The organism is Schleiferia thermophila, from assembly GCF_003337435.1.
GTDB classification, from domain to species: domain Bacteria; phylum Bacteroidota; class Bacteroidia; order Flavobacteriales; family Schleiferiaceae; genus Schleiferia; species Schleiferia thermophila.
Genome location: NZ_QPJS01000001.1, coordinates 103,988 through 115,450, shown reverse-complemented (window position 1 = coordinate 115,450; position 11,463 = coordinate 103,988). Strand labels below are relative to the sequence as shown.

Genomic DNA, 11,463 nt, shown 5'->3' with positions numbered 1-11,463 from the left:
ATTGAAAGGAAATCACAACGATTTACATCATCCTGTTTCGGATTTATTTAATGTCAATGAGCCAAAAGTACTAAAAATTGAAAGGAAATCACAACTTGAACAACAAAGATATGTAGGCCTTCATTAATGTCAATGAGCCAAAAGTACTAAAAATTGAAAGGAAATCACAACTTCCGGCAACTATATCATCCCTACCAATTGAATGTCAATGAGCCAAAAATACTAAAAATTGAAAGGAAATCACAACACAGCGATAATGCCGCTATGTTCTTTTAAAATGTCAATGAGCCAAAAATACTAAAAATTGAAAGGAAATCACAACAGAACTATGAGTGCACTTGAAAAAAAATGGAATGTCAATGAGCCAAAAATACTAAAAATTGAAAGGAAGTAATTACTTTAACAATCCAAGTACCTTATAGAATATTGTGACAATAACATTTTAACATTTTATACAATAGATTTGATGTTTAATTAATCCCTTAAGAAAACAAATATGTTTTAAAATTTCCATATTAATTCACCATCAGGTTTAATTTCAAAATCAATTCGTTCGAAAACACAATTTAATTTTCGTGCTTTTAATTTTAAACGATATTGATATTTTGATACATCAAATTCAGTATAACCATCTTTTCCATGTGAAAGTTTTTGAAATTCGTCATCTATTCTTGCGTCAATGTGATTTTGTAAATAAATATAAGGTGAACCTATTTCATTAAATTTATAAACAATGAAAACTCTATTTTGCAATTCGTTTGATTTAAGTTCTTTCAATTCCTCCTTGTTTTTTTCATAAAATATTACCTTGTAACCTACTTTTATTATAGCCCTTAAAGGTAAACCAAGTAATTGATTTAGTTCATTTTCCTTCCAAATTTTTTTTATTGAAATACCGTCACGTAATAGCTGTTGCATTTCAAATAAACTGACAATACGGGCTTCACGACATATTTTCTTAGAATCAACGTTATTTTCATATAATAAATACAAATAGTTTTCCTCATTTTGCGTCAATACAAATTGTTTATGTAATTTTTTAGGATTACTTGAATTTTTTTTCAACTCAATTGTTTTTTTCTTTGTTAAATATCCTCTGCCTGCTTTTGCTCTACATCTCAAATGTCGAATAAGCTTACCCCGAAAGTCCTTAACCGCTGTAATCTTCACACCTTTATTAATTTGATTTTGTATATGTTTTTTGAGTAACTCATCAACAATAATATCCTCATTAATATCAATATTTTGAATTGGTTTCCTATATACTATCCATACTTCATTTTCTTTCAATTTAACTTTATCATTTTCCTTAATGATGTATCCATTTTCATTTCTTTCCGGTACTAAAACCGCACCGTAAAAAGTTTCTTTATGCAACTGTCCACGTATACTATTACCTTGCATGATCATAGGTTTGCCCTCCGAAGTATATTGAACCAATCCTCTTTTACGAACTTTTTTCTTTGTTCGGACTAGTGTCTTATCTTTAACAATATGATTGACGATTATATTTTTTTCTATTTGCAAAATATGGTTAGTATCAAAATTTTGATAGGGCAGCATGTGAAATTTGTTTTTTGATTTATTTTCTTTAAAATATTGCTTTATTATTTCCTCTCGTTTTGTTGAACTTGGAATTAATGTGAGTACAGCTGCATCTATTGCATGATGACTGTGCCGGCCTCGATCTTTTTGTTCATCGCCTTTTATTCCATATATTTTTTTGAAAATGTTTACTGTCCCATCTTGTATGTCTTCAGAATTTCGTCTTGCTCTGACAACATCTACTTTAGTAAACAATGATTTCAAATATGCAGAAGAATATTTAGTAATAATTTGTGTATCGATAAGTTGACTATTCTTCCACCAATTAGGAATTTCTTTTAGTGTAAAGGTTTTTAACTTTTTATCCCAATAATCAAATTCGAACTGCAACAAATGACGCTCCCTTATCAGATAGTTTTTGCGCTCAATATTACCAATTCTAATTGCTTTTTTTGTTTCGACTTTATTATTTTCAATTCGTTCTTTCAATGTATCTCTTTTGATAAACCATTTCTTGAGGCGTGGTTTAATGGCTGAATATCCAATGGCATCCTTGTTGTAATTTTCTAACTGTGTAGGAATGCGATCTTGCTTAACATTCATATTATAGTGTGCATCACAAACGGTAAGATTTGCAAGAGAATTATCAAAGGAATCACTTAATGGAAAAGTATGTTCAAACTGAACTTTTGTACCATCAAATAAATCCGTTATGTTAATCCATTTTCCTGTATATATACATTGGCATTTTTGTTCTTTCCACAACCGATATTTCAATACATAATCTTTTAATTCTTTTACCTGCCTATAAATTTCTTCTCCATTTGGAAGTTGCTCCCACCACAAGCGAACTTTATTAATATTATCAACATCATTTTCATTTAAATTGGGATATTTCTCTTGAGCCAATCCCAATATAATTTTTGCAAATTCTTTATTTTCTTCTTCTCTTTGTTTTTGATATGTTTTTATGGCCCAACGTAAATTTGCATCATTTAATTCGCGTGCCATTTCGACTACAATTTTTGTTTGTTCATCAATCTTGCCAATTTCTAATAAATAATTGATCAGTTTTTTCAATTCATGCATTGTACGCATAGCCATTGGGTTTTTCCAACCCTTGCTCGGAGGGACCGGATCGCCTAGGCGCTTATTCTTTGCTTTTGGATATACATCAATATCTGATGGATGGTATAAATGTTTCAACCCCTCATCAGATGCAGAAAATTTTTCTGATAAAATATTCTTTACACACTCATCAAGTCGGGGTAATAAATAATAATCTATTTCTGGATTCCTTCTTAAACGTGTAGATGCTTTTTCTTCAGGTTTTTGTTTTCCATCTAAAAAGGTTAAGTATTTATCAAGTACAAATTCATAATATTCTTTTTTTTCTGTTTCGGATTTTATGTTCCAATTTTTTTCACCAAAGTACTCTTTCAATTTATTTATCACTTCGTGTTCTGCACTTTTTATTATTGTTTCATCTAAACCTTTTGCATTTTTAAATTCAACTTCACCAAAATATTTTTGTATAAGTGAATTTACTATGTGCAATTTTTCTTTATATATATCAACACCTTTAATTGTTTCGGCGATAGTTTTTAAAATGTCTTCTTTATTTGAGACAAATTTTTCTTGCCCTAGTACTTTTTCAAGATTTGCAAATAGTACCGCTTCTGAATAGATAAAACCTTGTTGTAAATAAGGGATTATTTTCTTGATTGCGTTTTTGCTCAATGACCCATAGCCCTGAGATAAGCCAATATCAACGAATAGGTCTATTCTCTCTTTATTCCACCCAAGTACATCATTACAAAATATCCTTAGTTTATCAATGTCATCTTTTGTTAATATATAATCAAAGAGTAAATGCCAGATACTTTCGTAGTCAAGCTGTCTTTTCTCTCCTTTTTTTCTTCCGTATTTAACTGTATAGTCTAACTTTAATCCACTCCAATCAATTCCAAACTTATTGTCATCAGTAATGAATTTATTTTTCCAACTTTCCCAAAATACATTCATCAAGCCCGCAATAACAGGGCAAGCAGTAATATTTGGATTTGCTTTAAGTAGGTCGGATATTTTTTTATTTTCAGAAAGTTCCGGATTATTATCCTTATATTTGGCATAATTAAACTCATATTTAAAATTTTCAGAAAATTCTTTTATGATTTCATCAAATCTAAAATAACCTCTTGTATCAATTTCACCATTCCTTTTTTTTCTAAAAAAAAGTTGTTCAAGAATTTTCTTTTTAAGTTCTATAGGTATTGGTTCAAAGGGCTTATTGCTTCCGGTTACCCTCCATTGAATCGTGTTTATATATGCCAATGCTCTAAATTCCTCAAAAACAGGATGACTGATTGGAATACGAGTTTTATTTTTTTCAAGAGTACATTTACCAACCAATCCTTTCTGACTTCTTAAAGGACGCACATAATAGACCGCATTGAACAATTTTTTAGTTAATTCTTCTTCCAATCCTTGTGTTTTACAAATACATAAAAATTCCTCTTCATAATATTTTCTTTGAATTACACCGCTTGCGCGAAATCTTCCTGACTGAATTTTTTCTATTGCATACTTTGAAATACTGTAGCTAGAATCAAGATTTTTCTTTTGTTCAATTTCTTTATTTTCTGCGTACGTTGACATCCCGCTTTTGCGACTTGACTTGAATCCCCTTCGTTGAGCAAGGTGATACAAAGCCCGACCTATCTGATATTTAGTCTTTTGATTATCATCTCGTTTCCTTTCCAACAAAAAACACCTAAGCGTATAAGGATTTTCAAATTCGGGTTTAAGTTTTTCTCCGTCAGTAAATTCAGTTCCAATTTTATCAAAATCCATTGCCAGCCATCTTAAAAAATCAGCCGACATCGGATACTTTCTCCCTTTATTACGCTTTTTTCCGTTTTCTACAACCCATTCCCCAACACTCCATAGTTTTAATTCGTCAATAGTAAGCGGACACAAATTATTATCAATGAGAACTTTAAGTAACTCCCATTTCCTGTATCGCTTAGCATTGTATAATCTTCGCTTACTTCGGTTTTTTCTTCTTTCTGCAGCCAGCGAAAATTCGCCTGATTTACCATTACCAACCCCTTTTTTAAACACAATCACTCCATAATCTACAATTTCATTTTCCAAGTCTAATAAATTATTTTTGAATAAATTAGAATATTCTTTTCGGCATACCCTGTCAGTTTCACGGATTGCCCAACCGATAGAATTGGTCCCAAGGTCAAGTCCTAAAATTTTCATTTTACTTAATTTTAAATTTTATATTATATTTGCGCTTAGGAATCACAACAAGGCTATAAGCCGAAGAGTGACACACTCTTAAGCCCCGCATACTTCTGTGGGGCTTTATTGTTTAACTATCTTTATTTGCTTCATTCTTATTGTATCTTCAATCATCAGTTTAAAACCATGAATCAGTATTTTTATATACTGCCTCAAAAATAAACGAAAATTTTTAACTTTAAAAAGTCATTAAATAATTATTTCTAAAAGCACTGTAAAGGTTAGTAAGTTGACATTCAAATATTATTATAATCTGAGGTTTACGTAATGTTATAGAAAAAAACTTTTTACTTTTAAATTTTAATTCGATATACCTAAAAGAACTAACCGCCTGGGAAAGTACAGTACCTTTTGACAGTATAAATGCAAATACATGTGCTTAGAGTAATTATGATATATTTATCCGGTAAGGATGCATTAAGATATTTAATCTAAGTAATTTTTCTTAAGCTTTAAATTTTGTTGTTTTGCCTTTGGTATTGGAGGCATAAGAAAAATGTACTGCTAGATTATTGGTATGACAAAGAAGGTGCTACTAAAGCTTCTTCGGAGGTAAACAATTAAGATGTTATGATGTCAAACACAATTTTTAAATAACCATAGCAATAGCCTTCCTTAAGGGGTTATATACCAAAAATTAATACCTTTTTTCAACTTTTTAATTTAAGACAATTTATTAATAGCATGAATTTAATCCGAAACGAGAAGCAGTAAAGAAATATGAAGTATGAGTAATCTATATCCTATTTCACTTATTTTTTTGGATAATAGATATACCAGTAGAAAAAAATTAGGAGAAATTAACTGTTTTAAAAAAATCAACTAGAAAAATGGAATGTAATAATTGTAACTAATGTTGCAAAAACATTAAAGTTGACTACCAGGAAATTCCAAAACTTTACAATTATTGATAGCAGTATACCATTATTTTTGACTTGTAATCCATCCCTCATGCTCAACCTATCACAAGTATCCAAGTCCTTCAAAAAAGGTGAATACGCCGTCAAGGAATTGAGTTTTGAACTTGACAGCGGCCAGACTGCCGGGTTGATTGGTCCTAACGGAGCCGGAAAGAGCACTACCATCAAATGCATAGCCGGACTCCTGCGACTCGACACCGGCTCCATCACCATTGCCGGATACGATCACACCTCTATCGAAGCCAAGCGAAGAATGGCCTATGTGCCGGAAATGCCGGAACCTTACCCTCTGCTGACTGCCTGGGAACACATGCAGTTCATTGCGCAGGCCTATGGCCTGAACAATTGGAAACCCAGGGCTGAAGAGCTTTTCGAACGGTTTGAGCTGACAGAGCACCGCAACAAACTCGGCCGTGAGCTCTCCAAAGGAATGCGCCAAAAAGTAAGCATCTGTACGGCATTCCTTCACAATCCTGACTTTATTATGCTCGACGAACCGCTCATTGGGCTCGATCCAAAAGCCATCAGAGAAGTCAAACTGTTAATGGCAGAAGAAAAGCAAAAAGGAAAAACCTTGCTGATTTCTACCCATATACTGGATACAGTTGAGCGCTTTGCTGACCGCTTGTTGATCATGCGCACCGGAACTTTACTGTGGAATGGTACACCAGCCGAACTGAAAACCCACTTTGGAAACGAGGTCCACACGCTTGAAGACATCTTTTTCACATTAACCCAATCTTCCCCCGTCGATGAAGCATCCATGGAAGGTTCTGCTGATTAAAGATTTATTGATCTTGAAAAACAACCTCAAGATGGCTCTGAAAAAGCCATGGAGGTGGCTTGTAGTGGTTGTGTTTTTCGGATTTTTTATCTACAGACGGGTGGTCATGGTCACCGCACCGGAAAGTGGCTATCCGGACATAGACAGCTTGTATCCCGTTTCTAATGAGGCTTTTGATAAGCTTGTGGTGGTACTAAGTGCTGTCTCAGGAATTGGGGCACTGGTGGCGCTGCTCATTGTGCTCAACAGAGCAGTGAAAAAAAATACTACCTTTTTTATCAATGCCGATACCCACTTTTTATTTCCCGGACCTTTCAGGCCACAGTCCATCCTTCTCTACCAAATGGTCAAGAGTTTGCTGCCGGCCTTATTCTCTGCTTTGGTTGTTTTGCTCTATTTTTTTGTGTTTCTAACTCCGGAACAGCTGCCTTTTGATACCGTTAAGTTGTTTGCTCTGGCATTGCCGGTTGGTCTTTTTTTCTTCAGCTTGCGGCCTATCCAGTTTTTGATCTTCAGCTATGTGGCCGGCGGGCAGTCCCAAAGGGCTGTCCGGCACATTCGGTGGGTGCGGAATCTTCTTCTGATTTCAGCACTGTTGGCTATTGCAGTAAAAATATCCGACTTCCGGGGGGTGAAGGAATTAGTGCGTGCAGTATTTGTACACGGGAGTTTTCAATTCGTTCCGTATGTCGGGTGGTTTCAGGCCAGTGTAACATCCATATTGGAAGGTCAATTGTTCAGTTTAAATTTACTGCTGTTTGCAGCAACTTCGGCTGCGCTACCAGCAGGTGTTTATGTACTTGGCAAGAATTATTACGAAGACGTACTGGCTTCCACAGAATTGCAGACCAGAGCTGAACAAATCCGCTCTGGCGAATCCCAATTGTCGGACGATGTAGAGTACAGCTGGGCGATCAATACGCGCACCATACGGCACCACAAGGAATTTGGCAGGGGCGCTGTAGCGCTCTTCTGGAAAAATTGGGTAATGAGCTTCCGACAATCGGGCCTTCCGGTTGTCGACCCTACTACGCTGGTAATGGGTGTATTGGGCGTTCTTCTTGGCTTGTTGTATGGACTAGGAGTAGTAGATGCTGACAACCTCTCAGAAATCGCCACTGTAAGCTTTATCCTGCTGATGTTCCTCTCCTTTTTTGCCGGATGGATGCGTGTGCGCATTGGTGACCTTGCCAGGCCAATATTTGCATTGATCCCTGACACCACCGCAAGGAAATTTTTCTTTTTTATTTTGTTGGATTTACTTCAGATAGGACTTTTAACCACTGTGTTTTATCTGCCAGTATGGATAGCCGGAGGCATAGATTTTTACTTCGTACTGGGCTGTGTAATTGCATCGGAAGTGGTATATCTGACGGGGTTTCTATACCAGCTCAATGTAAAATTGAGAGTTCGCAACGCGCTGGATCGCTACCTTTTTTTGCCGCTGGGCTACGTCGCAATGCTTACCTTTTGTGTTGCTCCATCTGTGTTGGTAGTGATAGCGGGCAGCGGATATTTCAACTCACTTGCTGCTGGCATTTTTTGCGGTGCATTGGTTTGGGCAGCCTGGTCTGTATTGCTTTACTTTTTTGCTGAGGAGGAAATCGCTCAGTTGGAGTTTTGAGACATCTGTAGCACCTAAATAGCTTCAGACTTCGGGTCTAACAGTGCTCATCACCAGTAAAGGTACCTTTTTTATCCAATAGCTTCTTTTGTCTTCGCCCGTTATCAGGCCATATCCGTTCGTCCCATGATACACAATTTCCAACTGTTTCTAATCCATTGAGGATTTTTCTCTGCTTTCGAAATCAATGGCGGTACACCATCCTATCTTAATGCGCCAGGCCCCTCCTGAGAAGGCATCTGAGATGTAAACCTTTTTTTCCAGTTGTATAAAAGAAAATCTAAAAATCCCTCATTACCCTGTAGCAATGCATTGGTAATGAATGTATTATCTCTTATAAATATCATTTTAACCGGAGGCACAGACGCAGATATATCTCCGACAATGATGTATGCTCAATGGCTCATATTATGGAAATCACCTCTGTGGAAAATAATCAGCGTGATGTAGGTGATCACCTTCATTGCTGATAACTCTTTGGCTGTAACATCCAGCAGAATTACGTTAGATGACGAAATACAACAGTGAAGAGAAATGTGAGTTCCGTCGTAATTCACCGGGTTATCCGCACTAAATTCTTGATGCAAAATCTGAAACTCTCTTTGACCTAGAGAAATTTCCACCAATAGGGAAAGCAAAAAAAAAGGTAAAGCAGTTGGCTTTACCTTTTTGTTAAAAATTACAACTGGAATGCTCAGGCTTTATCCTCGTTCTCGGAAGTCGAGGTGGCCTCATTGGCCGGCGAATCAGCAGGTGAAATGGTGGGAGCCTCTGCTTCAGGGGCAGCTGATTGTACCTCAACTGGAGCAGTCCCCTCTGCCTTTGATTTACTTCTCCTGCTTCTGCGGGTCTTTTTGGCCGATTTTTCATTTGTGTAAGTCGTATTGTAATCGACCAATTCAATTAATGCCATTTCCGCATTGTCACCGAGTCGATTGCCCAACTTGATAATGCGGGTATATCCTCCGGGGCGGTCAGCTACTTTTACCGAAATTTCTCTGAAAAGTTCCGTTACGGCATACTTATTTTTGAGATTGGCAAAAGCGATTCTTCGGTTGTGAGTGCTGTCTTCTTTAGAGCGGGTTATGAGAGGTTCTACAAATTTTCTCAATTCCCGGGCTTTGGCAAGTGTGGTGGTGATTCGTTTATGTAGTAACAGAGAGCTGGCCATATTGGAAAGCATGCTCTTTCTATGACCTGTTTTTCTGCCAAGGTGGTTTACTTTACGTCCGTGTCTCATTTTTATTCCTTATCTAGTTTGTATTTGGAAAGGTCCATTCCGAAGTGCAATCCTTTGGACTCTATCAGTTCATCGAGTTCGGTCAGGGATTTTTTACCGAAATTTCTGAATTTCATCAGGTCCTGTTTGGTATACGTCACCAGGTCACCAAGTGTTTCAACTTCAGCAGCTTTCAGACAGTTGAGAGCTCTTACGGAAAGGTCTAGGTCTGTGAGCTTGGTTTTGAGCAGATTGCGCATTCTGATGATTTCTTCATCAAATGTATCCGGTTCTTCCTCTTTTTTCACTGGTTCTACATTTACCAGTTTGTCGGAGAAGAGCATAAAATGTTCAATCAATATTTTGGCTGCTTCTGTCAGAGCATCTTGAGGAGATATGCTACCGTCGGTGGTGATTTCTATGATGAGTTTTTCATAGTCTGTTTTCTGCTCGACACGGTAGTTTTCGATGCTGTATTTTACATTTTTTATCGGTGTATAGATGGTATCGATAAAAATGGTGCCGAGTGGTGCATTGCTTTTTTTGTTATCTTCTGCGGGCACATAACCCCTTCCTTTATCGATCGTAAACTCTAAAGACAGAGAAACAGATGGATCGAGGTTACAGATGACCAGCTCGGGATTTAACACTTTGAAAGCTGAAATAAAACTGCCCAGGTCGCCTGCAGTAATGCGGTCCTTACCAGAAAAGTTGGCTTTTACAAGTTCATTCTCTTGCGAAGGAATTTGGTTCTTCAGTCTTACTTGTTTAAGATTGAGAACGATTTCAGTGACATCTTCCACCACGCCTTTGATGGTAGAAAATTCATGTTCTACTCCTTCGATACGGACAGAGGAAATAGCATAGCCTTCGAGACTTGAGAGCAAAACACGTCTGAGTGCATTTCCGATGGTAAGGCCATACCCTGGTTCGAGGGGTCTGAATTCGAATTGACCCTCGAAGTCGTCGCTATGGATCAATATTACTTTGTCAGGCTTTTGGAAACTTAAAATAGCCATAAAATCAGTTGTTTGAGGTGATTATTTAGAATACAACTCTACGATAAGTTGCTCTTTGATGTTTTCCGGAATTTGCTCCCTTTGAGGTACATTGAGAAGACGTCCGGATGCTGTGGCACTATTCCATTCAAGCCAATCCATTTGAGTGCCTTTTGTAAGGTTAATGGCATCCATTGAGCGTGATTTTTGGCGTACTGAAATCACATCACCTGGTTTAAGCTGATAAGAGGGAATGTTGACTATTTCTCCGTTTACTTCAATGTGACGATGAGATACCAACTGGCGAGCTGCCCTTCTGGTGGGAGCGATGCCAAGGCGATATACTACGTTGTCGAGTCTTGTCTCACAGAGTTGGAGTAGGGTTTCACCGGTAATACCTTTCAGGCGATTTGCTTTTTGAAAGAGGTTTTCAAATTGCCTTTCAAGGATTCCATAGGTGTATTTGGCCTTCTGCTTTTCTGCGAGCTGAACGGCATATTCTGATTTTTTTCCTCTTTTTCGAGCAAAACCGTGCTGACCCGGAGGATAGTTTTTTCTCTCAAGTGCCTTGTCCGGACCAAAAATTGGTTCGCCGAATTTTCTGGCTATTTTGGATAAAGGACCTCTGTATCTTGCCATTTTTTGTTTGATCTAGATAATTACAATAATTAAACTCTTCTTTTCTTTGGTGGTCTGCATCCGTTATGTGGTATGGGGGTAATATCGAGGATTTCAGTTACCTCAATACCGGTGTTGTGAATTGTTCGGATGGCCGCTTCTCTTCCCGCCCCTGGGCCTTTTACATAGACCTTCACCTTTTTCAGGCCGGCTTCCAATGCAGCTTTGGCAGCGTCTTCAGCGGCCATTTGAGCTGCATAGGGGGTGTTCTTTTTTGACCCACGAAAACCCATTTTTCCGGCTGATGACCAGCTGATAACCTGTCCGTTTAAATTGGTAAGGGAAATGATGATGTTGTTAAAAGTAGCATTTATATGCGCTTCACCAGCAGCTTCTACTTTTACAATGCGCTTCTTTACGGTTTTTGTATTTTTAGCCATAGG

General features: G+C 37.2%; 7 protein-coding genes. 2 read left to right on the top strand and 5 right to left on the bottom strand.

Annotation, left to right across the window (positions count from 1 at the left end):
* Positions 1-501 precede the first annotated feature (501 nt).
* Positions 502-4,815: a type II CRISPR RNA-guided endonuclease Cas9 gene (gene cas9 / locus DES35_RS00580; RefSeq protein ID WP_114365512.1), complete on the bottom strand. Its 4,314-nt coding sequence runs from the start codon at positions 4,813-4,815 to the stop codon at positions 502-504.
* A gap of 993 nt (positions 4,816-5,808) precedes the next feature.
* Between cas9 and DES35_RS00575 the strand changes: the two genes are divergently transcribed.
* The gene (locus DES35_RS00575) at positions 5,809-6,561 is read left to right on the top strand and encodes an ABC transporter ATP-binding protein (protein ID WP_051889450.1); all 753 of its coding nucleotides are present in this window, start codon (positions 5,809-5,811) and stop codon (positions 6,559-6,561) included.
* 31 nt (positions 6,562-6,592) lie between these two features.
* A complete protein-coding gene (locus DES35_RS00570) occupies positions 6,593-8,185 on the top strand; it encodes a putative ABC exporter domain-containing protein (protein ID WP_235183095.1) in 1,593 nt (530 codons plus the stop codon).
* A 694-nt stretch (positions 8,186-8,879) separates the two neighbouring features.
* On the opposite strand, the gene rplQ is transcribed toward DES35_RS00570, so the two are convergent.
* The 4 genes from rplQ to rpsK are packed head-to-tail and all read right to left on the bottom strand — an operon-like array spanning position 8,880 to position 11,460.
* Positions 8,880-9,425 (bottom strand): 50S ribosomal protein L17, encoded by a 546-nt coding sequence (gene rplQ / locus DES35_RS00565; protein ID WP_051889451.1) that lies wholly within the window; start codon positions 9,423-9,425, stop codon positions 8,880-8,882.
* 2 nt (positions 9,426-9,427) lie between these two features.
* On the bottom strand, positions 9,428-10,423 hold the full coding sequence (locus DES35_RS00560; RefSeq protein ID WP_037360634.1) for a DNA-directed RNA polymerase subunit alpha: 996 nt from the start codon (positions 10,421-10,423) through the stop codon (positions 9,428-9,430).
* Positions 10,424-10,444: 21 nt separating this feature from the next.
* Positions 10,445-11,041: a 30S ribosomal protein S4 gene (gene rpsD, locus DES35_RS00555; protein ID WP_037360637.1), complete on the bottom strand. Its 597-nt coding sequence runs from the start codon at positions 11,039-11,041 to the stop codon at positions 10,445-10,447.
* A gap of 29 nt (positions 11,042-11,070) precedes the next feature.
* Entirely contained in the window at positions 11,071-11,460 is a 390-nt protein-coding gene (gene rpsK, locus DES35_RS00550) for a 30S ribosomal protein S11 (RefSeq protein WP_037360640.1), read from the bottom strand.
* Between the last annotated feature and the right edge of the window lie 3 nt (positions 11,461-11,463).

Bases quoted from the DNA above. Each gene is read 5' to 3' on its own strand.
- cas9 (WP_114365512.1), bottom strand. From the start codon at position 4,815: ATGAAAATTTTAGGACTTGACCTTGGGACCAATTCTATCGGTTGGGCA.
- DES35_RS00575 (WP_051889450.1), top strand. From the start codon at position 5,809: ATGCTCAACCTATCACAAGTATCCAAGTCCTTCAAAAAAGGTGAATAC.
- DES35_RS00570 (WP_235183095.1), top strand. From the start codon at position 6,593: ATGGCTCTGAAAAAGCCATGGAGGTGGCTTGTAGTGGTTGTGTTTTTC.
- rplQ (WP_051889451.1), bottom strand. From the start codon at position 9,425: ATGAGACACGGACGTAAAGTAAACCACCTTGGCAGAAAAACAGGTCAT.
- DES35_RS00560 (WP_037360634.1), bottom strand. From the start codon at position 10,423: ATGGCTATTTTAAGTTTCCAAAAGCCTGACAAAGTAATATTGATCCAT.
- rpsD (WP_037360637.1), bottom strand. From the start codon at position 11,041: ATGGCAAGATACAGAGGTCCTTTATCCAAAATAGCCAGAAAATTCGGC.
- rpsK (WP_037360640.1), bottom strand. From the start codon at position 11,460: ATGGCTAAAAATACAAAAACCGTAAAGAAGCGCATTGTAAAAGTAGAA.